The organism is Selenomonas sp. AE3005 (assembly GCF_000686945.1).
GTDB lineage: Bacteria > Bacillota > Negativicutes > Selenomonadales > Selenomonadaceae > Selenomonas_A.
Genome location: NZ_JMME01000007.1, coordinates 108,000 through 129,817, shown reverse-complemented (window position 1 = coordinate 129,817; position 21,818 = coordinate 108,000). Strand labels below are relative to the sequence as shown.

Genomic DNA, 21,818 nt, shown 5'->3' with positions numbered 1-21,818 from the left:
ATATAGAACTTGATTTATACACAATGATACACTAAACTATACATAAATGTGTAAATTTGCTACGGATGAGGTGTAAAGTATGAGTGAATTGCGTTTTTTGACTGCTGGAGAATCCCACGGACCCTGCCTGACGGCTTTATTGGAAGGCTTACCGGCAGGACTGAGGCTGCATAAGGAAAATATCGACAGGGACCTGGCCCGTCGTCAGCAGGGCTACGGCCGGGGCGGACGCATGAAAATAGAAACGGATAAGGTGGAAGTGCTTTCCGGGGTGCGGTTTAACGAAACCATCGGCGGCCCGATTACCTTGCAGGTCGTTAACAAGGATTTTGCCAACTGGCTGGGACGTATGGCCGCTTTTGGCGAACCTGAGGGGGAAAAGGTAACGGCAGCCCGTCCCGGTCATGCGGATTTGACCGGCGTGAAGAAGTATGACCGCCACGATGTACGCGATATTCTGGAACGCTCCAGTGCCCGGGAAACGACTATGCGTGTGGCTGTGGGGGCTGTGTGCAAGGAATTTTTGCGTGAACTGGGGATAACAGTGGTTTCGCAGGTGGTCAATATCGGCGGTGTGCAGGTGGACAGTGCCAAGATTGACCGGACACAAATCGGTCAGGATATCGGCTCAGAGCTGAACTGTTATGACAGGGAGGCCGAAAAGGCCATGAAGGCTAAAATTGACCAGGCGAAAAAAGACGGCGATACGCTGGGGGGCACCTTTGAGGTTATCGTCCGCGGTGTGCCGGTGGGACTGGGCACGCATATTCAGTGGGACCGCCGGCTGGATGCCAGACTGGCTGCGGCTATGATGTCCATTCAGGCCATCAAGGGTGTGGAAATTGGTGCCGGTTTTGCCTGCGCTGACCTGCCGGGCAGTCAGATTCATGATGAGATTTTCCGCCACGCTGACGGCGAGATTTACCGGCAGACCAATCGGGCCGGCGGTTTGGAAGGCGGCATGAGCAACGGGGAGGAAATTGTTGTCAGGGCGGCAATGAAACCCATTCCGACACTGATGACACCCTTGAACTCTATTGATATCGAAACCAAGGAGGCCGTGCTGGCCTGCAAGGAACGCAGTGATACCTGCGCCGTATCGGCAGCCTCCGTGGTGGGCGAATCCATGGCGGCCTTTGTCATGGCGCAGGCCATCTGTGAGAAGTTTGGCGGTGACGCTATGACTGATGTGAAAAAGGCGTTGGCTGCTTATAATGAACGCATTGGAAAGGCCTGGTGAACCTTATGCGCAATGTGATTTTAATTGGCTTTATGGGCACCGGCAAAAGCAGTACCGGCAAAATGCTGGCCTCCCGTCTGGGCTGTGCCTTTATTGATATGGACGAAAAAATCGAGGAGGAGGCCGGCATGCCTATCCCGGAAATCTTTGCCAAATTTGGGGAAGAGCATTTCCGGCAGCTGGAGCATGATTTGGCTGTGCGTCTGGCCGGACGGCGCAATGCGGTTATTTCCACCGGTGGTGGTACAGTGAAGAATCCGGCTAATATGGCCGCCCTGAAAGAAAGCGGTACGATAGTCTGCCTTAAGGCCAGTGTTGAGGCTGTGCTGGAGCGTACGCAGGCCAGGGGAACCCGGCCGGTGCTTGACGGTGCCGATAAGGGCGACCGCCGGGCGGCCGTGGAAAAACTCCTGCAGGAGCGGGCGGCACTCTATGAGCAGGCTGATTTTGCCGTGGATACCAGTAACTTATCCCCACTGCAGGTTGTGGAGAACATAACCAAGACATTAAAGATAAGAGGTGTTCTTCATGCGTAAGGTGAGCGTGGATTTAGGGCCGAAAAGTTATGATATCTTTATTGGCTACGGCATAGACGCAGAAATAAGGGATTTTGTCAGCAGGGCAGCTTTTTCCGGGCAGGGATTGATTGTCACAGATACCAATGTCGGTCCGCTCTATGGCAGCTGGCTGCAGTCGCTTTTACAGGCGGCTGGTCTGAAGACGGAATTGGCAGTGATACCGGCCGGGGAAAGTTCCAAATCCTTAAAGACAGCGGACGAGCTCTATACCAAGGCCATTGAACTGGGGCTGGACCGCAAGTCGCCCATCTTTGCCCTGGGCGGCGGCGTGGTCGGAGATTTGGCCGGCTTTATCGCCGCGACCTACATGCGCGGTGTGCCCTTTATTCAGGTGCCGACCAGCTTGCTGGCTCAGGTCGATTCGAGTGTGGGCGGCAAGGTGGCAGTAAATCACCTGCTCGGGAAAAACCTCATCGGTGCTTTTTACCAGCCCCAGGCGGTGTTTATGGACCTCAACTGTATGCGCACCCTGCCGGAGAGGGAAATGGCCACGGGACTGGGCGAAGTAATCAAGTATGGTGTTATTTACGACCAGGAGTTCTTTAGATATCTGGAGGAAAATCAGGCCGCCATTTCGGCCCGGGAGCCGGAGGCGTTGACGCATATCATTGCGCGTTCCTGCGAGATAAAAGCCGCGGTGGTGAGTCAGGACGAGCAGGAGGCCGGCCTGCGCCGGATTTTGAATTTCGGACATACCATCGCCCATGCGATAGAAAAGGAAACAGGTTACAGCCGTTACAATCACGGTGAGGCTGTAGCCATCGGCATGGCCGGGGCTGCCGATATCAGCTGCCAGCTGGGGCTTATCTCTGAGGCAGAGGCCGGGCGCCTGGAGAGCCTTATCGCGGCTTACAAGCTGCCGCTTAAGGCGGAGGCTGTGACGGTGGACGCGATGTACGGTGATATATTCCATGATAAAAAGACTGTGGGCGGCAAGGTGAACTGGGTGCTGATGGCGAGCATTGGCAAGGTTCTGTGCCGTAATGATGTGCCGGAGTCTGTGGTACGTGCAGCAATGAACAAATGCAAAGCCTGCTGAATATTGCGCAAGTAGTGCTTTTGCAGGATTACGTCGTTGACTTTCCCAGGCTATCATGTGATAATTAAAGACAGTGAAAATAAGAATAATCCGTAGGGGGAGGCCTTTTCATGAAAAAACCGATTTTCCGTGGCGCCGGCGTAGCTATTATTACGCCCTATACCGAGGACGGTATAAATTTCCCGGAGTTGGGACGCATTATCGATGACCAGATAAAGAACCATACCGACGCTATTATCATCACGGGTACGACGGGTGAATCTGCGACCATGAGCGATGAAGAACATCGTGCCGCGATAAAATTTGCTGTTGACCATGTGAAAGGACGTGTGCCCGTTATTGCCGGCACAGGTTCCAATGAAACGTCTTATGCGGTTGACCTGTCAAAATATGCGGAAAGTGTGGGGGCCGATGCCCTGCTGGTGGTTACGCCCTACTACAATAAATGCACGCAGAAGGGCCTCATTGCTCACTACACGGCTATTGCTGATGCGGTGAACATTCCGATTATCCTCTATGATGTGCCTTCCCGTACTGGTGTGGGCATTACGACGGATACTTATGTACAGCTGTCCAAGCACCCCAACATCGTGGCGGTGAAGGAAGCCAACGGCGATTTGTCCAAAATCCTGCGCCTGCGTGCAGCTGTCGGTGATGACCTGGTAATTTACTCCGGTAATGACGACCAGATTATCCCCATTCTGTCCCTCGGCGGTCAGGGCGTTATTTCCGTCCTCTCCAATGTTGCGCCGCAGGAAACGCATGATATGTGTCAGGCGTTCTTTGATGGTGATACGAAAAAGGCCGAGCAGATGCAGGTCGAGTATGCTGACCTCATCGATGCTCTGTTCTGCGAAGTGAACCCCATTCCCGTAAAGGTTGCCATGCGCAAGCTGGGCTATAACGCAGGTCCCCTGCGCATGCCGCTCAGTGAAATGGAACCCCAGCACGAAAAACAGCTGGAAGATTCCCTGCGCCGTCATGGCTTGATAAAGTAATAACTGCTGCAAAACGGCTGTCCCTTACAGGGGCAGCTCTTTTTGCCGATAGGAAGGAATAATATGCACGGAGTATTTGACATTGTGGGGCCGGTGATGATTGGCCCATCCAGCTCCCATACGGCCGGCGCGGTGCGCCTGGGACTTATGGCCAGAAAAATCCTGGGGGAAGAGGCGGCCAAAGCGGAAATAAACCTGCATGGTTCCTTTGCCATGACTTACCGGGGACATGGTACGGACAAGGCCCTTATCGCCGGTATTTTAGGCTTTTCCCCGGAGGACGAGCGTATTCGTGAGGCGTTGGAAATCGCTGCGCAAAAGGGCATGAGCTGCAGCTTTCAGACAGTGAATATCGAGGACGCCCATCCCAATACCGCCGTGATATATCTCGTGGGCACGAGCGGGCGCACTGCCAGAGTCCGGGGGGCCTCTGTAGGGGGCGGCAATATCATGATAACCAACATCGATGGGTATAATGTGGAACTTACCGGGCGTTATCCGGCGCTGATTACCATTCATCATGACTGTCCCGGGGTAATTACCCAGGTGACAAAACTGCTGGCAGAGGCCAATGTCAACATTGCCTTTATGCGTGTGTCCCGGCAGAACCGGGGCGAAACCGCCATGATGATTATGGAGCTGGATGAAGAACCGGCGGCGGAAGTGGTGGAGCAGTGCCGGCAGAGCAAGGCCGTGGATTATGCTTTTGCCATTCCGGCCATTTAAGATGTAGGAGAGATAACGTGGTCAATTTTAATACCATCGGGGAGCTGGTCGCCCTGGCCGGGGCGCAGCAGGTACCCCTGCATGAAATTGTAATTCAGCATGAAATCCATGTCAGTCAGCAGGAGAGAACGGCTATTGTCACGGCTATGGAGAAAAATTGGCAGGTGATGAAGGCCTCTATTGAGCGCGGCATCAGCAATCAGGAAAAATCCCTAAGCGGCCTTACCGGCGGTGACGCCAAGCGCCTGTATGATTATCAGGATAAGGGCTATATGGGACGGCAGGTCCTGTCGGCTGCAGCCTATGCTGTCGGCATCAGTGAGGTCAATGCCGTGATGGGGCGGATTGTTGCCTGTCCGACCGCCGGCTCCTGTGGTATTGTGCCGGCGGCCTTGTACGCGGCACAGCAGAAAAAAAATCTGCCGGACGCGGCCATTGTTATGGCCCTGTTTACAGCTGCCGGTATTGGCATGGTGGTAGACCAGAACGCCTCCATTGCCGGCGCTCAGGGCGGTTGTCAGGCTGAGTGCGGCACGGCTGCCGGTATGGCAGCAGCGGCGTTGGTGGAACTGGCTGGCGGCAGTCCGCAGGCGGCAGCCAATGCCACGGCCTTAGCCATCAAAAACCTGCTGGGCCTGGTCTGTGACCCCGTGGCCGGACTGGTGGAGGTGCCCTGCGTCAAGCGCAACGGTTTTGCCGCAGTGGAGGCCATGCTGGCGGCGGATATGAGCCTGGCCGGCGTGGAGTCGGTGATACCCGTAGATGAAGTCATTGACGCCATGAACCGTATTGGCAAGGCACTGCCCAAGAGTCTGCGTGAAACCAGCGAAGGCGGCCTGGCGACAACGCCTACCGCCAAAGCTCTGACAAAACGTATCTATCCGCAGGTATGATGTGGATAAACAATAAGCCCCCGGCTTGTAAAAGCCGGGGGCTTGATTTATATGTTTGTATTCAGCTTTAGCCCTTATTATTTACTGGGCCAGTTTTAAGATGGCCAGGGAAATACTATTCAGAGGCAGTTGTTTTTCTACGGCACCGATTTCATAAGCGGCTTTGGGCATACCGTAAACAGTGGCCGTAGCGGCGTCCTGGCCCAAGGTATGGGAACCCTGCTGGCGCATGTTCAGAAGTCCGTCAGCACCATCGCGGCCCATGCCGGTCAGGATAACACCCATGGCACGGCTGCCGGCCTCAGCGGCGACGGAGTCGAAGAGAACGTCTACGGAAGGGCAGACGCTGTGCACCGGCGGTCCCGGCTTGCATTCGAGCATGTACTGGCTGCCCATGCGCTTTACGGTCATATGTTTGCCGCCGGGAGCAATGTAGATGTGATTAGGCATGACCACATCACCACTGACAGCCTCCTTGACAGTAAATTTGCTTTCATGATTGAGGCGTTCCGCAAATAATTTGGAAAACATTGGCGGTATATGCTGGACGATGACGATGCCCGGTAATGGCGGCCGCAGTCCCTGCAATACCTTGGTGATGGCCTCTGTACCGCCGGTGGAGGCACCGATGGCGATAAGATTTATGTCGTTCTTATTGGCCGTGGAAGTAATAAACGGCTCGATTTTTGGCGCTGCTGTCCGCTGCTCTGCATGCTGTTTTTCCACAGTGGGCGGTGGCGCAGGTTTGGTTGCCTTCCAGATTTCTTTGGTGACTATAGCTCCTGCGCCTATATCCGTATTGGCAGCACCTTTTTGTGTATGAATGACCAGAATGTTGCTGATCAGGGTATCAAAGAAACCGTTCATGGGCTGGCCAGTGGACGGTTTTTTTAGATAAATTGTGGCCCCCAGCCGTTTAGCTGTAGTCTGACTGTTATCGAGTATGCCGTAGGCGATAATGGGGGTATTGGCCGCTGATTTTACGAGCAGCGGCAGAAATTTTTCATGATTCACGATGGCGGAGGCCAGAGCAAAATTCAGCACGATGATGGTAGGCTTGAACAGGGGGAGTTTTCCCTGAGCGTCTACCGGCTGGGAGGCGTGCTCCACCAGACTGCCGGGAGGCAGCCGGCGGTTGAGCTCCTGTACCAGTGAGTCTTTAAAAGTTATGGAATTGTCAATCACGAGTATACGTAGATTGCGCATATTCTCCTCCGCTTGTAAAACTATTCCTATATATTGTAGCATAATTTAACTGTAATAGGTAGGAGGAATATGGAAAGGAGTGTTGAATATTAACTTAGAGATAATTTATAAGGGGTGTTTCATTTATGAATCGATTGGTAAAATCTTTTGCATGTGCTTTCGCAGCATCGTTGTTTATCTGGGGAGCTGCACCGGCGGACGCTATGAGTGTTACGGGTGTCAGCCAGGAAATGGCCGTTGGCAGCAAAACGGTGACGGCCAGTGACCAGGACGGTGCTAAGATTAAATTTGTTTCTGATGGCAAGGTATTGCGCCTGATGAGTGCTGATGGCAAGCAGGACTTCCTGTCCTTCAGCAGTTTTGACGGTATTCAGAGCGGTGTAGAGTTCAGCGTCAGGGCGATTGAAACTACGGAACCGGCCAAGCGCCTGTTTGAAATCAATGCTACCCGTGACAGCAAAAGCTGCGGCTACTGGCTGGTAGGGAAACATAATGGTGTGTGGACGACCTATGTATCATGGAACAGCTTTGCTAATCTGGGATTCCGCACCAATCGCTGGCATCAGCTCAAATCCACTATTGAGAATCAGCAGCTTGTTGTGACCAGTTATGACGGCTACGGCAACATGGATTGGCGTGCTCAGGTGTTCTGGCATAATGAGGACGGCTGGTGCGGTCTAAAAAGATTTTAAAAAAATGATTGACAGACAGGTTGCTCTCGCGTATAATATTTTATGTTAGTTGCGAGAGCAACGACACGCTGATTTAGCTCAGTTGGTAGAGCAGCTCATTCGTAATGAGCAGGTCGTAGGTTCGAATCCTATAATCAGCTCCATAATATTGCTGATTTAGCTCAGTTGGTAGAGCAGCTCATTCGTAATGAGCAGGTCGTAGGTTCGAATCCTATAATCAGCTCCATAATATTGCTGATTTAGCTCAGTTGGTAGAGCAGCTCATTCGTAATGAGCAGGTCGTAGGTTCGAATCCTATAATCAGCTCCATCGAGATTTAAGGCTCCGCTTTATGCGGGGCTTTTTTACTATCATTTTTTTCATTAGTATGCTAATAGCCCACTGGCCGGGGATACGTTTTCGTGGCCAGTGGGCCTGTTTTCTGTTTAGAAAAAAGAGCTGCAAATTTTGCAGCTCTGTAAATTCATAGTGGCGGAGTGGAGAGGATTCGAACCTCCGCACCGGTTACCCAGCCTAACGATTTAGCAAACCGTCCTCTTCAGCCTCTTGAGTACCACTCCGTTATGGCGGAGAGGGTGGGATTCGAACCCACGCACCCTTTCGAGCCTACCGGTTTTCAAGACCGGACTCTTCAACCACTTGAGTACCTCTCCATAACAAACATAACTAGCATAGCATTTTGGCAGGATATTTGTCAAGGAATACTTATTTTTTTGCAGGTCTGGCAGCTGAGTTGCCTATGGGGGTGATGTTTTGCCGGCAGGGGGATTTTTCTGCTGGCAAAGTTGGGGCAATTGCGCTATAATAGCATACGTTGTTATCTATAGTAAGGATCTGACAACTTTGAGGAGTGTAAGCAGTGAAAATTGCTTTTTTTGATTCGGGAATGGGCGGCCTGTCGGTGCTGCACCATGCCATGAAGGTTTTGCCGCACGAGCAGTTCGTCTTTTATGCTGATGAGGATAATGTGCCCTATGGCACCAAGACCAAAGAACAGGTACAGGACTATGTGGACAAGGCCTTCCGTTTTTTGCTTAAGCAGGACGTAAAAGCCATTGTGGTGGCCTGCAATACGGCAACTTCGGTGGCTGTGGCTAAGATGCGCAGCCTGTACGATGTGCCCATCATCGGTATGGAGCCGGCGGCTAAAAAGGCCCTGGACATGGACGGTACGAAACGGGTGCTGGTGACGGCTACGCCGATTACCGTGAAGGGCCGTAAGATGGAGCTTTTAATTGAAAAGGTGGACAAGGACCATCTGGTGGACCGGCTGGCCCTGCCGGAGCTGGTGACTTTTGCCGAACGGCAGGAGTTTAATTCCCCGGCTGTTACGGATTACCTGAAGGAGCAGCTGGCCCCGTTTGATTTTGCCAATTATTCGGCACTGGTGCTGGGCTGTACGCATTTCAACTATTTCAAGGATACCATGCGGCAGCTGCTGCCTGAGAATGTACAGTTTGTCGATGGCAATGAAGGCACGGTCCGGGAACTTATCCGCCGTCTGCGGGAGCGCAATCAGCTGGAAGAACAGACGCCGGCCGTGGAGTATTTTTATTCCGGCCGCCGGGTTACCGATGATAGCGAATTAAAGCGTCTGGAAAAATATCTGTCACGGCTGGAACAGATGTACAGGATTTGACTTGACTTTGCAGTTTATTTGTTCTAGTCTATACAATGTATGTTAAGGGGGACTTGCTATGCCGGTAAATGCTTATCATCATGTAAATTTCTATGATACCGATGCCATGGCAGTGATTCATCATGCCAACTACATCCGCTGGTTTGAAATCGGCCGGGTGGAATACCTGCGCTCCATCGGCATTACGCTGACGGAAATGATGGATGACGGCTATGTGTTTCCCATAACGGATATCAGTGCGAAATATGTGTCACCGGGAAAATTCGATGACAATCTCGTCATTGAAACCACGGCTACGGCCCTGACTAAGGCGAAAATGTGTTTTAAATACCGCATTTACCGTCAGGAGGATGGCCAGGTGCTGGTGACGGGAAAATCGCAAAATGTGTACACCAGCAAGGAAACGGGCCGTATCGCCCGCCTGCCGGAGAAGTATTACACACGTCTGCAGGCTGCTATGGAAAAGGAAAAGGCTTTGGCAGCGGCAGAAGTGCAGGGATAATAGGGAGGAATTATAGTGGAATTTTTAACGCTCGCGCTGTTAGCTATTCTGGTACTTATCCTGATAGTTAACGCTTATTTTGCTCATGTTGGTCTGGAGGATATTCACATTGATAAAGATATCCCCGTAGAACTTGAAAGCAAGGACGATAACAGTCTGGTGCTGTCCAAGAAACTGCGCTTTTATAATGAAGGCAAACAGTGTGCCACGATTATGGACGCTATCTGCCGCAGCCAGCTGCCGTATGAGCAGTACGATGGCATTGAAGTGCGCGCCAAGGCTGAGCGTGAGGGCGAAGTACGTGAGGACGATTACTTCGAGGCCGTTATCATTCAGTGCAAGGGCTACAAAGGTGGGGAAGATTCCCTCAATATCTATGCCAAGGTTAAACTCACGCCGCGCAAGGGTATGAGCCTTGATGAGGCGCTGTCTCATATGGTGGACCTGCCGCTGGATTTAATCTGGCAGGAAACGGGCCGTATGCCCCAGCATTATAAGAAAATCCGTATCACCATTACGGCTGAGGAAATTGCCAAACTGGCCGGTGTACAGCTGGTAAAAGATTGAGGAGGCACTGAAAAATGCAGGACGAAATGAAACTTATTCCGGTGCCGACGCGCATCTTGACGGAAAAAGACGATATTGTTGATGCTATTGAGCATTACACGAAAGATATAATTGGCGAAAATGACTTGCTTTGCTGCGCAGAAAGCGTAGTGGCCATTACGCAGGGACGTTTTGTACGTCCTGAGGACCTGAAGATTTCCGGTCTGGCGCAGTTCTGCTGCCGCTTTATCCCGGACTATGGCTCCCTGGCCTCGCCGCATGGCATGCAGTCCCTGATGGATGTGGAAGGCAAATGGCGTGTAGCTTTTGCCCTCTTTGCCGGTTTTGTGGCCAAACTCTTTGGCAAGTCCGGTATGTTCTACGTCTGGGGCGGCAAGGAAACGGCCATGATTGATGACGTAACGGGCACTATGCCGCCGTTTGACAAGTGCATTGTTTACGGACCGGGCGAACCGTACGAAGTTGTTAAACGCATTAAGGAACGTCTGGGCTGCTTTGGCGCTATGATTGCTGACGTTAATGACCTGAAACGCAGCCGCGTGGTAGGCATTACTGATGGTGTGGACGGGGAAATCGCCCGCAACCTCCTGATTGATAATCCTTTTGGCAATGCCTCGCAAAAGACGCCTATCTGCATTATCAAGAACTACAAGCAGTATCAGGAAAGTAAATAATTGGCTATGTAAAGCCTCCCCTAAGGGGAGGCTTATTTAAGGAGTGATTGTATGGAGCGTTATCGGCACCGCGCGGCAGACGAATTGCGCCCCTATAAAATCCACCGCCGGTTTCAAAAATATCCGGCCGGCTCTGTGCTCATTGAGATGGGTAATACCAAGGTAATCTGTGCCGCTACCGTCGAAGAACGTGTGCCGTTCTTTTTGAAAGGTACAGGCGAGGGCTGGATTACAGCGGAGTATTCCCTGCTGCCCAGTGCTACGGGAGTTCGTACCCAGCGCGAGGCTGTCCGGGGGAAACAGTCCGGCCGGACACAGGAAATCGAACGTCTCATTGGCAGAAGTCTGCGTTCAGTGGTGGACACCAAGGCTTTGGGGGAACGTACCATCATGCTGGACTGCGACGTGATTCAGGCCGATGGCGGCACCAGAACAGCAGCGATAACCGGGGCTTTTGTGGCCTTGGTAGAGGCTTGTGCCACTTTTTATGAAAAAGGGAATGTTTTCCCGGTAAAAGATTTTTTGGCTGCTATCAGCGTAGGTATAAATAAGGAAAATGAACCCATTCTTGACCTTTGCTATGAGGAAGATTCCACGGCGATGGTGGATATGAATGTGGTGATGACAGGTTTTGGCAAGTTTGTGGAGGTACAGGGAACCGGTGAAGGCCGTCCTTTTGACCATCAGGAATTGTCGCAGCTGCTGGCTTTGGGGGAGAAAGGCTGCCGGGAACTGATTTCCTATCAGAAAGATGTTTTGGGCAGTCAGCTGGTGTGGCTGGTAGGCCGCGAAGGATAACATAGAGGAGCACGTAAGTTTAATGAAAAAAATCGTAATCGCAACTAAAAATCCGGGCAAAGTGCGGGAAATAAAAGATGCCTTTGCTCATTTGCCGGTAGAGGTGCTGTCCCTGGGGGATTTTGGACAGCTGCCCAATGCTATAGAAGATGGGGAAACCTTTGCAGAAAACGCCGCTATCAAGGCGAAGTTCTACATGGAAAAAACTGGCTGTGCCTGCCTGGCAGATGATTCCGGGCTGGAAGTTGCGGCTTTAGGCGGCCGTCCGGGTGTTTATTCTGCCCGCTTTGCCGGGTATAACGCCGATGACTGGTCAAATAACCAGAAAATGCTGGAGGAAATCTGCATTGCCGATGTGGAGGAGTCACGGGCTAACTACCGTTGTGCACTCTGCTTTGTTGATACGGACGGTCATAAGGTGTCGGCAGAAGGACGCTGCGACGGTGTGGTCAAAAAAATTCCGCACGGCAATGGCGGTTTTGGTTATGACCCGTATTTCTATACTAATGAGTATGCCGGGCGTACGATGGCAGAATTAACTTTGGAAGAGAAGAACCGTATCAGTCATCGGGGCCGGGCTCTGCGGAAACTGGTGCAGCAGCTGGAGGATGTCCTGTAATGAAAATAGGCCTTGTTAGTGACAGTCACGGCGGCACCGGCGCTCTGGATTTAATGTTGTCCCGGCCGGAGGCACGGGGGATTAAGTTATGGCTGTTTGCAGGTGATGTAGCTCTTGATGGCGAATATTTAGATATGGTTACACCGGAGAATGTGGAGGTAATCAAGGTCGCCGGCAATAATGACTGGCCGGGGACGAGCCTGCCGGATTATGAAACTCTGGACGTGGCCGGACATACCATATTGCTGACGCACGGCCATATTTTTGGGGTGAACTTTGGCCGGCAGAAACTGGCTCAGGCGGCCCAGGACGTGGGCGCGGATATCGCCGTTTACGGTCATACCCATGTGGCAGAGTACACGGAAATAGCCGGCATAACCGTGCTTAATCCCGGCAGCGTTTCCCGTCCGCGTGACGAGCGTGCCGGTTCATTTATGGTGCTGGATTTAGTGCCGGAGAAAAAGCCTGTGGTAAATTTGTATAGATTATAACGCCGTTGTTCCAGTTTTGCCATAGGCAAAACTTCCTCTTGGCGTTTCCCTAAAGGACTAGCTTCGCTTCGCAACGAGGCGGGAGATATGCTCGCCGCCTGTTTTGGTATTCTTGCCTCGTTATAAAACAAATTTATCCAATAATCGTTATCAAATAGAAAAAACAAATATTTTTTCATAAAAAAGTCCTGCTTTTAGCAGGATTTTTTTTGCGAATATCTAATATAAATATTGATGTGATAATAGTCACTGTTAGAGGTAATTATGATACATAAAAGTGAATCCGATTCACTATTGATGCGGTTAGCGGGCATTTTCAGAATGCTTGAAAACTAATAGAAAATGTGTTATTATGTGCCTACTGATGTGTGATAAAGTGTATTTATGGGAGGGATTACTTTGCGAGAAATTGACGCAAAACAAATCACGGAAACCGTGGCACAGATGTGCAAAGAAGCGGCTTATTACCTTCCGGATGACGTTTACAACGCCATGAAGAAGGCCAGAGAGACGGAAACCTCTCCGGTAGGACAGAATGTTCTTGACCAGATTATCCGCAATGCGGAAATCGCCAAGGCCGAGGATCGTCCTTATTGTCAGGATACGGGCATGACCATCGTATTCCTCGAAGTAGGTCAGGACCTGCATATCACTGGCGGTCTCCTGGAGGATGCCGTAAATGCCGGTATTTCCAAGGGCTACACCGAAGGCTATCTGCGTAAATCCGTGGTAGGTGAACCGCTCTTCAATCGTGTGAACACCAAGGACAATACGCCGGGTGTTATCTACACGAAAATCGTAGCCGGTGATAAGCTCAAAATCACCGTAGCTCCGAAGGGCTTTGGTTCTGAGAACAAGTCTGGCGTGAAGATGCTGGTGCCTGCTGATGGTGTGGAAGGCGTGAAGAAAGCTGTTATGGACATTATCCTCCATGCCAGCATGAACCCCTGCCCGCCGATGGTAGTAGGCGTTGGTATCGGCGGTACCATGGACAGAGCAGCCCTCCTTTCCAAGCTGGCACTGACGCGTTCCGTTGATGAACGCAATCCGATGCCGGAATACGCCAAACTGGAAGGCGAACTCCTCGAACTCATCAATCAAACGGGTATTGGTCCCCAGCTGGGCGGCAACACTTCTGCCCTCGCTGTAAATGTAGAGTGGGGCCCCACTCATATCGCTGGCCTGCCGGTAGCAGTTACTATTTGCTGCCATGCTATGCGCCATAAACAGCGTGTACTTTGATTTGAGATGGGAGGAAATATAAATGGCTGAACAGATTCGGATTCAGACTCCGTTTACGGAGGAAATGAGCCGCAAGCTCAAAGCAGGCGATGCGGTACTTATCTCGGGCGAAATCATCGCTGCCCGTGACGCTGCCCACAAGGCAATGACGGAAGCCCTTGCCCGTGGCGAAAAGCTGCCGGTTGACTGGCAGAATCAGATGGTTTATTATCTGGGACCGACGCCGGCAAAACCGGGTGATCCCATTGGCTCCTGCGGCCCGACGACTTCCGGCCGTATGGACGCATATACTCCGACCATGCTCGAACAGGGCATCAAGGGTATGATTGGCAAAGGTTCCCGTTCCAAAGAAGTGGTTGAGTCCATGAAGAAGAACGGTGTAACTTACTTTGCTGCGGTAGGTGGTGCTGCTGCCCTTATCGCCAAATCCGTTAAGAAGTATGAAGTGCTCGCTTATCCGGAGCTAGGCCCGGAGGCTGTGGCTCGTCTTACAGTAGAAGATTTCCCGGCTATCGTGGTTATCGACTGTGAGGGCAACAACCTTTACGAAACGAATCAGGCTAAGTATCGTACGCTGAAAGGCTACTGATTAAAAACTATGTGGAACAAGGCGGACACGGGAATTTGTCCGCCATTCCAGGAATTATTTTAGGAGGTATAGAATGTTTCACACAACTTTTTATGTGCGTCGTCTGCATTCATTAGTGGGCCTCGTGGCACTGGGTGTGGTTCTCTTTGAACACATCTTCACCAACTCCATGGCTCTCGGCGGCGCTCCTGCACTTAACGGAGCTTTGGCAATGATGGAGCTTATTCCGCAGCCGATTTTCCTCGGCCTGGAAATTGGCGCTATTGCCGTGCCTCTGCTTTTCCATGCAATTTACGGTGTTTACATTGCCCTGCAAGCTAAGAACAACCCTGGCAACTATGGCTATGTCCGCAACTGGCAGTTCGCTCTGCAGCGCTGGACGGCCTGGTTCCTCGTTGTGTTCCTCGTATGGCACATCTTCTATCTGCGTATCTTCACCAAAGGCATTACCGGTACGCCGATTTCTTACGAACTCCTGCAGAACTACTTCACGGCTAACCCCGTGTACGCTCTGCTCTACATCCTCGGTATGTTTGCTGCAATCTTCCATTTCTGCAATGGTATCACTACCTTCTGCATGACTTGGGGCATTGCCAAAGGCCCGCGCATTCAGAATGTGGTAAACCTTTTCAGCATGGGCCTCTGCGCAGTACTGTGCCTTGTAACGCTGGCATTTATGGGCAGCTACTTCGTGATGTAATTGCCTTGTGTATGGCAAAGTAAAGGAGAATTTCAATGGCTAATAAACCTGAAAAGAAGATTATTGTCGTAGGCGGCGGCCTTTCGGGCCTCATGGCTACGCTGAAAATCTGTGAAGACGGCGGTAAGGTTGACCTCTTCTCTTATTGCCCGGTTAAACGCTCCCATTCCCTGTGTGCACAGGGCGGCATGAATGCCTGCATGGACACCAAGGGCGAGCATGACTCCATCTATGAACATTTCGATGACACGGTATACGGCGGTGACTTCCTGGCTGACCAGCTGGCTGTTAAAGGCATGGTTGAGGCAGCTCCGAAACTCGTGCACATGTTTGACCGCATGGGCGTGCCGTTCACCCGTACGCCGGAAGGCGTGCTTGACCTCCGTAACTTCGGCGGCCAGAAGAACAAACGTACCGTATTTGCCGGTTCCACGACGGGCCAGCAGCTCCTCTACGCTCTCGACGAGCAGGTTCGCCGTTGGGAAGTTAAAGGCGGCGTTAAGAAATATGAGTTCTGGGAATTCATCAAAATCATCAAGAACAAAGACGGCGTTTGCCGTGGTATCGTTGCCCAGAACATGAACTCCAACGAAATCGTGGCTTTCCCGGCTGACGTAGTAATTCTGGCTACTGGCGGCCCTGGCCAGGTATATGGCCGCTGCACGGCGTCCACTATCTGCAATGGTTCCGCTGTATCCGCTGTTTACCAGCAGGGCGCAGAAATCGGCAACCCCGAATTCCTGCAGATTCACCCGACGGCTATCCCGGGTTCCGATAAGAACCGTCTGATGTCCGAAGCCTGCCGTGGTGAAGGCGGCCGTGTTTGGGTATATCGCAAGAACCCCAAGACGGGCGAAAAAGAACGCTGGTACTTCCTCGAAGATATGTATCCGGCATACGGCAACCTCGTACCGCGTGACGTTGCCTCCCGTGCTATCTATAAGGTAGTTGTACACATGGGCCTTGGCATGACCAACCCGAACCGTGTATATCTCGACCTCTCCCATATTCCGGCTGATTACCTGGAACGCAAACTCGGCGGTATCCTCGAAATGTACGATGATTTCGTAGGTCAGGATCCGCGTAAGGTGCCGATGGAAATCTTCCCGTCCATCCATTACTCCATGGGTGGTATCTGGGTAGACAGAGAACATCACACCAACATCAAGGGCCTCATGGCCTCCGGCGAATGCGACTACCAGTACCATGGTGCAAACCGTCTGGGTGCAAACTCCCTGCTCTCGGCAACTTACTCCGGCACTATCTCCGGTCCGGAGGCTCTGCGTCTGGCACGCAGCGGCGAACTGGGTGATGCTCTCACGCCGGAAGAACTGGAAGCAGCACGTCAGGAATGCGTTGCTGAATTCGACAAGATCCGCAACATGAACGGTGCAGAAAACGCACATCAGATGCACCATGAACTCGGTGACATCATGTACAAATACGTTTCCATTGAACGTGATAACAATGGCCTCAAACAGTGCATGAAAGAACTCCATGCCCTCCTGAAACGTTGGGATAATATCGGTGTTACGGACCATGGCAACTGGGCAAATCAGGAGGCAATGTTTGTTCGTCAGCTCCGCAACATGATTATCTACGCTATGGCTATCACGAAGTCCGCTCTGCAGCGTGATGAAAGCCGCGGCGCTCATGCCAAGATTGTCCTGAAATCCGACTACGATTCCTGGGATGCAGCTAAGAAACAGGCTTTCGATGAGAAAAACGGCAAGTATCATTTCGATGCTGAAACCGGCCGTGCTATGACGGATGATGGCAACGATGATTTGCTGTTCTTTGGCCGTGATGATGAGAAATTCATGCGTACCACGGTGGTATCTTTTGACGCTGCCAACAGTGAACCGGAAGTTTCCTATCGTGAATTTGAACACTCTCTCATTAAGCCGCGTCTGCGTAACTACGCTGTAGCTAAGAAAGAGTAAGAGGGAGGACAATAACAATGGCAGAACAGAAAAAAGTCAGATTCGTAATCGAGCGTCAGGATGGCCCCAATGCGGCACCCTATACGCAAGAATTCGATGTAGATTACCGTCCGGGCCTCAACGTTGTTGCCGCCCTGATGGAAATTCAGAAGAACCCGGTCACCGTTGACGGCAAGAAAGTTGCGCCTGTTGTTTGGGAATGCAACTGCCTGGAAAAAGTTTGCGGTGCCTGCATGATGGTTATCAACGGCAAAGCCCGTCAGGCTTGCTGCTCCCTGATTGACAATCTGGAACAGCCTATCCGCCTGCAGCCGGCGCGCACGTTCCCTGTTATCCGCGATCTGCTCATCGACCGTTCCGTTATGTTTGAAAGCCTCAAACGTATCCACGGCTGGATTGAAGTTGACGGCAGCTGGGAAGTTAAGAATGCACCGATTCAGAATCCGTACACCGCACAGACGGCTTACGAGATTTCGCACTGCATGACCTGCGGCTGCTGCCTCGAGGCTTGCCCGAACGTGGGCCCGCAGTCCGACTTCATCGGCCCGTCCCCGACGGTTCAGGCATATCTCTTCAACCTGCATCCGCTGGGAAAATTCGACGCTCCGAAGCGTCTGAATGCCCTGATGGAAAAAGGCGGTATCACCAGCTGTGGCAACAGCCAGAACTGCGTAGAGGCCTGCCCGAAGAACATCAAGCTGACGACGTATCTCGCCCAGCTCAACCGCGATGTAAACAAACAGGCTTTGAAGAATATCTTCAACCACTAATTGCCTAAGCAATACACAAGCCCCTGCCAATTTGCAGGGGCTTTTTCTTGTTTTCACTTGCTTATTACCCCTGTTTAGGTATAAAATATACATATAGATGGGTGAGTTACCCAACGGGATTTAAATAGGCAATGTAGGATGATAATTATGAAGAAGAATAATCGTATTCCCCTGAGCCCCTGTTTACGACGTTTTCGTTTTTATTTTGACCTGTTGCGCAAGACGACCAATGACTATATGTTTCTGACAGATTTGCAGGAAAACATGGTCATGGTATCAGCTAATCTGGTGCAGGATTTTGAATTGCCCGGTGAAATTTTATATGACTTCGATAAATACTGGGTGCCTTTGGTTCATCCGGAGGAGAAAAGTGCCTATCAGGCATCTATCACCAAAATCATCGGCTCACAGGCTGCCAGTGAACATAATATGGAATATCGCGTTAAGACGCGTAAAGGCGAGTATGTATGGATTCGCTGCCGTGGTCGTGTGGGATTAGACCGGGATGGCAAGCCATATATCTTTGCCGGGACTATGTCACGGATGGCGCAGCGTAATCAGGCTGATGAGGTGACGGGGCTGCTCAATAAATATCAATTTGAACATGCTGTCAAATTGGCATTAGCCCAGTACCGTGCTACAAATGAAGGCGGCGCGATACTGGTATTTGGGTTGGATAATTTTAAAATCGTAAATGAAACCTACAACCGCGTGACCGGTGACCTGGTGCTCAAACGTGTGGGGAGCATTATCAGCAATGTGCTGCCGCAGGAGCTGACACTGTTTAAGCTCGATGGTGATGAATTTGCCGTAATCTATCCAGGCGCGAAGGAACAGGATGTAGCAGATGTTTTTGCCAGTGTGCAAAGTGCCCTGTCCCGGCCGCAGGATTTAGAAGGTCATCAGTATTTCTGTACGGCCTCCTGTGGGACGGTCTTTTATCCCGAGGCCGGCAAGGATTATCTGGTACTGCATAAACACGCTGAGGCAGCTATGGATATTGCCAAGCGTGAGGGGAAGAACCGCAACGTCATTTTCAGCAAGGAACAGTACAATCGCTGGGTGCGCTCTATTTCCATGCGCGACAGCATTTGGGAAAGCGTGGAAAATGGCTGCCTGGGGTTCAGCCTGTTTTACCAGCCACAGGTAAATGCTGTTGACCAGCGGCTTATCGGGGCTGAGGCCCTGCTGCGCTGGAAGAACCCCAAGGGACGTATGGTGGCGCCTATGGAGTTTATTCCCATTTTGGAAGAAACCAAGCTGATTATTCCTGTGGGTAAATGGATTGTGGAAGAGGCCATTAAAACCTGCAAGAAATGGCGGCGGACTATTCCTGACTTCCGGGTAAGCATAAATATGAGCTACGAACAGATAAAGGATTTGTCCCTGCTGAAGTGCGTAGAAGAATGCCTGGAACACTATGACATGCCGGCTGACTGTATTGTTCTGGAACTGACGGAGAGTAAAATTGTCGCTGACTGGAGCTTTATCAATAAACAGTTTGACGCCTTCCGGAAACTGGGCATAGCTATTGCCATGGACGACTTTGGTACAGGATATTCATCGCTGGCCTCACTGAAGAACCTTTCCTGTGATATTGTAAAGATTGACCGGGAATTTGTGAAAAAGATACTCGAAAATGACTTTGACCGCCGTTTGGTACAGTGCGTGGTAGATTTGTGCCACAGCATTGGGATTCAATGCTGTATCGAAGGCGTGGAAGAGGAGGCCGAATACGAACTCCTTACCAAAGAGTGCAAGGCTGATGCCATTCAGGGTTACCTCTTTGGCCACCCGGAAAGCGTCGAAGTATTTGAAGAAAAGTTTTTAAAGATGGAGAAAGAAGTATAATGTCAAGAAACAAAGAGCAGGAAGATATTTCGTTATTGGGCAATAAGAAGGTTAAATACCATTATGACTATTGTCCGGAGATTTTGGAAACGTTCCAGAACAAGCACCCGGAAAATGATTACTGGGTAAAGTTTAACTGTCCGGAATTTACGGCCCTGTGTCCGATTACAGGGCAGCCGGATTATGCGACCATCTACATCAGCTATGTACCGGGAGAAAAGATGGTGGAGAGCAAATCCTTAAAGCTGTATCTGGTAAGTTTCCGCAATCATGGCGATTTCCATGAGGACGTGGTCAATGTCATAATGAAGGACCTCGTTAAGCTCATGGACCCCAAATACATTGAAGTCTGGGGCAAGTTCCTGCCGCGTGGTGGTATTTCCATTGACCCGTATGCCAATTATGGCAAACCGGGTACCAAGTTCGAAGAACTGGCCTGGCGCCGTTTTGCAGAACATGATATGGTCGCCATGGATAAGGTGGATAACCGCTGACCTGCGCTAACCCTGTAACCTAGGAGGAGATTCCCGGTTGAAACGTCAAAAACGTATTGCCCTTGTAAATGATATAACTGGTTTTGGCCGTTGTTCCGTGACGGTGGAACTGCCGTTAATCTCGGCCATGAAGATACAGGCCTGTCCGTTGCCGACAGCGATACTGTCGGTGCATACGGGCTTTGAACATCATTATCTTGATGATTATACGCAGCGCATGCAGCCATATATGGACAGCTGGGAGAAAAACCAGCTGTCCTTTGATGGTATTTGCACCGGTTTTTTAGGCTCGGCTGAGCAGATTACGCTGGTGGAGGATTTTATCCGGCGCTTTAAAGAACCTTATACCCGGGTAATGGTTGACCCGGTGATGGGGGATAACGGCAAGCTGTATAAATCCTATACGCTGGAAATGTGTGCAGAAATGCGCCGCCTGCTGGCGCATGCGGACCTTGTGACGCCTAATCTCACTGAGGCCTGCCTGCTGCTCGATATACCTTATCCCAAGAATGGGCAAATCAGTGATACGGAACTCGAATATATGGCCAGTGAGCTGGCGGCCCATGGGCCGTCACAGGTCATAATCACGGGTTTGCATGGGGATAACACCGTGCGGAATTTCATCTTTGAGGCCGGGCGGGGCAAAGTGCTGACGGTGGAAAAGGTCGGCGGCGACCGTTCTGGGACGGGCGATGCTTTTGCGGCTATTGTGGCCGGCAGCCTCATCAATGGCGAAACGCTGGAACAGGCGGCCGTTAAGGCGGCGGATTTTATCCATAAATGCCTGCAATACGCCGAAAAACTTAATTTGCCGTGGAATTACGGCATGCCATTTGAGGAATATCTTAGGGAGCTGAAGTAATTGTTAGTCTATGCAACACATAAGGGCGGCCGTTATTTATCTTTGCCGGACAGCCTGCAGGAACAGCCGGACGGGCTGCGTAATCTCTATGTCAATATCACAAATGAATGTAACTGTTCCTGTACCTTCTGCCTGCGCAATATGAAGAAGATGGCCGAAGAATCCAGTCTGTGGCTGAAAAAGCGGCCGACTGTGGCGGAATTGAAAAAAGCCCTGGACGAAGTGCCATGGGAGTACATCAAAGAAGTGGTCTTTTGTGGTTTTGGTGAACCCACTATGCAGCTGGCCACGCTTACAGAGCTGCTCCGCTATGTGAAGGAAACACATCCGGGTATGCCTACGCGGCTCAATACCAATGGGCTCGGCGAGCTGGAATACGGCCGGGAAATTGCAGCAGACTTTAAGGGGATTTTGGACACGATATCCATCAGCCTCAATGCCTCGAACGCAGAGCGGTACTATGAACTGACCAGAGCCAAGTATGGTCTGCAGTCCTATGAGGCCATGCTGGACTTTGCCGAGCATAGCAAAAAGTACGTGCCGCATGTCGTGCTGACCATTGTGGATAAAGTAGAAGGACCTGACGAAATAGCCAGGTGCCGGGAAATATGTGCACAGCGCAATCTGACCTTAAGGGTTCGGGAATACGAGGACAGCTAAAAAAATGACGTTGGAAGAAATTCTTCCAACGTCATTTTTTATGGT

At 51.2% G+C, this 21,818-nt stretch carries 24 protein-coding genes and 5 tRNA genes; 26 read left to right on the top strand and 3 right to left on the bottom strand.

Annotated elements, in window-relative coordinates; translation table 11 throughout:
• Positions 1-79 precede the first annotated feature (79 nt).
• From aroC to sdaAA, 6 genes are all read left to right on the top strand, one after another.
• Positions 80-1,240: a chorismate synthase gene (gene aroC, locus DL94_RS0106820; protein WP_028129522.1), complete on the top strand. Its 1,161-nt coding sequence runs from the start codon at positions 80-82 to the stop codon at positions 1,238-1,240.
• A 5-nt stretch (positions 1,241-1,245) separates the two neighbouring features.
• The gene (locus DL94_RS0106815; protein WP_028129521.1) at positions 1,246-1,776 is read left to right on the top strand and encodes a shikimate kinase; all 531 of its coding nucleotides are present in this window, start codon (positions 1,246-1,248) and stop codon (positions 1,774-1,776) included.
• Positions 1,769-2,857, top strand: a complete 1,089-nt coding sequence (gene aroB, locus DL94_RS0106810) for a 3-dehydroquinate synthase (RefSeq protein ID WP_028129520.1) — start codon at positions 1,769-1,771, stop codon at positions 2,855-2,857. The genes DL94_RS0106815 and aroB overlap by 8 nt, the downstream gene beginning before the upstream one ends.
• Before the next feature lie 110 nt (positions 2,858-2,967).
• Entirely contained in the window at positions 2,968-3,855 is an 888-nt protein-coding gene (gene dapA / locus DL94_RS0106805) for a 4-hydroxy-tetrahydrodipicolinate synthase (protein WP_028129519.1), read from the top strand.
• A gap of 63 nt (positions 3,856-3,918) precedes the next feature.
• Entirely contained in the window at positions 3,919-4,581 is a 663-nt protein-coding gene (sdaAB, locus tag DL94_RS0106800) for an L-serine ammonia-lyase, iron-sulfur-dependent subunit beta (RefSeq protein WP_028129518.1), read from the top strand.
• Positions 4,582-4,598: 17 nt separating this feature from the next.
• A complete protein-coding gene (gene sdaAA / locus DL94_RS0106795; protein WP_028129517.1) occupies positions 4,599-5,474 on the top strand; it encodes an L-serine ammonia-lyase, iron-sulfur-dependent, subunit alpha in 876 nt (291 codons plus the stop codon).
• A gap of 81 nt (positions 5,475-5,555) precedes the next feature.
• Here the strand turns inward: sdaAA and DL94_RS15605 are convergent, their stop codons facing one another.
• Positions 5,556-6,680 carry a chemotaxis protein CheB gene (locus DL94_RS15605; RefSeq protein ID WP_028129516.1) on the bottom strand — a complete coding sequence of 375 codons (1,125 nt, stop codon included), beginning with the start codon at positions 6,678-6,680 and terminating at the stop codon, positions 5,556-5,558.
• A 125-nt stretch (positions 6,681-6,805) separates the two neighbouring features.
• Between DL94_RS15605 and DL94_RS0106785 the strand changes: the two genes are divergently transcribed.
• From DL94_RS0106785 to DL94_RS0106770, 4 genes are all read left to right on the top strand, one after another.
• Positions 6,806-7,372, top strand: coding sequence for a hypothetical protein (locus tag DL94_RS0106785; RefSeq protein WP_156031716.1), 567 nt, complete (start codon positions 6,806-6,808; stop codon positions 7,370-7,372).
• A 67-nt stretch (positions 7,373-7,439) separates the two neighbouring features.
• Positions 7,440-7,515: transfer RNA gene (locus DL94_RS0106780), tRNA-Thr, on the top strand.
• A 7-nt stretch (positions 7,516-7,522) separates the two neighbouring features.
• A tRNA-Thr gene (locus tag DL94_RS0106775) sits at positions 7,523-7,598 on the top strand.
• A gap of 7 nt (positions 7,599-7,605) precedes the next feature.
• Positions 7,606-7,681: transfer RNA gene (locus tag DL94_RS0106770), tRNA-Thr, on the top strand.
• A gap of 160 nt (positions 7,682-7,841) precedes the next feature.
• Here DL94_RS0106770 and DL94_RS0106765 read toward each other — a convergent pair.
• Positions 7,842-7,932, bottom strand: a tRNA-Ser gene (locus DL94_RS0106765).
• A gap of 4 nt (positions 7,933-7,936) precedes the next feature.
• A tRNA-Ser gene (locus DL94_RS0106760) sits at positions 7,937-8,025 on the bottom strand.
• Between the two features lie 206 nt (positions 8,026-8,231).
• On the opposite strand from DL94_RS0106760, the gene murI reads away from it, so the two are divergent.
• The 16 genes from murI (at position 8,232) to DL94_RS0106680 (ending at position 21,773) form a co-directional block, all read left to right on the top strand.
• Positions 8,232-9,011, top strand: a complete 780-nt coding sequence (gene murI / locus DL94_RS0106755; protein ID WP_028129514.1) for a glutamate racemase — start codon at positions 8,232-8,234, stop codon at positions 9,009-9,011.
• 58 nt (positions 9,012-9,069) lie between these two features.
• Positions 9,070-9,513, top strand: coding sequence for an acyl-CoA thioesterase (locus DL94_RS0106750; RefSeq protein ID WP_028129513.1), 444 nt, complete (start codon positions 9,070-9,072; stop codon positions 9,511-9,513).
• A 15-nt stretch (positions 9,514-9,528) separates the two neighbouring features.
• Positions 9,529-10,080, top strand: coding sequence for a hypothetical protein (locus DL94_RS0106745; RefSeq protein ID WP_028129512.1), 552 nt, complete (start codon positions 9,529-9,531; stop codon positions 10,078-10,080).
• Between the two features lie 14 nt (positions 10,081-10,094).
• Positions 10,095-10,754, top strand: coding sequence for a coenzyme F420-0:L-glutamate ligase (locus DL94_RS0106740; RefSeq protein WP_028129511.1), 660 nt, complete (start codon positions 10,095-10,097; stop codon positions 10,752-10,754).
• A 51-nt stretch (positions 10,755-10,805) separates the two neighbouring features.
• Positions 10,806-11,552: a ribonuclease PH gene (rph, locus tag DL94_RS0106735; protein WP_028129510.1), complete on the top strand. Its 747-nt coding sequence runs from the start codon at positions 10,806-10,808 to the stop codon at positions 11,550-11,552.
• Positions 11,553-11,574: 22 nt separating this feature from the next.
• Entirely contained in the window at positions 11,575-12,171 is a 597-nt protein-coding gene (locus DL94_RS0106730; RefSeq protein ID WP_028129509.1) for an XTP/dITP diphosphatase, read from the top strand.
• Entirely contained in the window at positions 12,171-12,662 is a 492-nt protein-coding gene (locus DL94_RS0106725; RefSeq protein WP_028129508.1) for a metallophosphoesterase family protein, read from the top strand. Before DL94_RS0106730 ends, DL94_RS0106725 begins: the two co-directional genes overlap by 1 nt.
• Positions 12,663-13,061: 399 nt before the next feature.
• Positions 13,062-13,904, top strand: a complete 843-nt coding sequence (locus DL94_RS0106720; RefSeq protein WP_014423663.1) for a fumarate hydratase — start codon at positions 13,062-13,064, stop codon at positions 13,902-13,904.
• A gap of 22 nt (positions 13,905-13,926) precedes the next feature.
• A complete protein-coding gene (locus DL94_RS0106715) occupies positions 13,927-14,493 on the top strand; it encodes a Fe-S-containing hydro-lyase (protein ID WP_014423664.1) in 567 nt (188 codons plus the stop codon).
• Positions 14,494-14,566: 73 nt separating this feature from the next.
• Entirely contained in the window at positions 14,567-15,193 is a 627-nt protein-coding gene (locus DL94_RS0106710; protein WP_028129507.1) for a succinate dehydrogenase/fumarate reductase transmembrane subunit, read from the top strand.
• A 35-nt stretch (positions 15,194-15,228) separates the two neighbouring features.
• Positions 15,229-17,136 (top strand): succinate dehydrogenase flavoprotein subunit, encoded by a 1,908-nt coding sequence (sdhA, locus tag DL94_RS0106705; protein WP_028129506.1) that lies wholly within the window; start codon positions 15,229-15,231, stop codon positions 17,134-17,136.
• Positions 17,137-17,153: 17 nt separating this feature from the next.
• The gene (sdhB, locus tag DL94_RS0106700; RefSeq protein WP_028129505.1) at positions 17,154-17,906 is read left to right on the top strand and encodes a succinate dehydrogenase iron-sulfur subunit; all 753 of its coding nucleotides are present in this window, start codon (positions 17,154-17,156) and stop codon (positions 17,904-17,906) included.
• A 147-nt stretch (positions 17,907-18,053) separates the two neighbouring features.
• On the top strand, positions 18,054-19,757 hold the full coding sequence (locus DL94_RS0106695; RefSeq protein ID WP_028129504.1) for a bifunctional diguanylate cyclase/phosphodiesterase: 1,704 nt from the start codon (positions 18,054-18,056) through the stop codon (positions 19,755-19,757).
• Complete coding sequence (queF, locus tag DL94_RS0106690) at positions 19,757-20,251, top strand: preQ(1) synthase (RefSeq protein ID WP_028129503.1); 495 nt, start codon at positions 19,757-19,759, stop codon at positions 20,249-20,251. The genes DL94_RS0106695 and queF overlap by 1 nt, the downstream gene beginning before the upstream one ends.
• 37 nt (positions 20,252-20,288) lie before the next feature.
• Positions 20,289-21,113 (top strand): pyridoxamine kinase, encoded by an 825-nt coding sequence (locus DL94_RS0106685; protein WP_028129502.1) that lies wholly within the window; start codon positions 20,289-20,291, stop codon positions 21,111-21,113.
• Positions 21,114-21,773: a TatD family nuclease-associated radical SAM protein gene (locus DL94_RS0106680; protein WP_028129501.1), complete on the top strand. Its 660-nt coding sequence runs from the start codon at positions 21,114-21,116 to the stop codon at positions 21,771-21,773. It begins immediately after the preceding gene.
• Positions 21,774-21,818 lie beyond the last annotated feature (45 nt).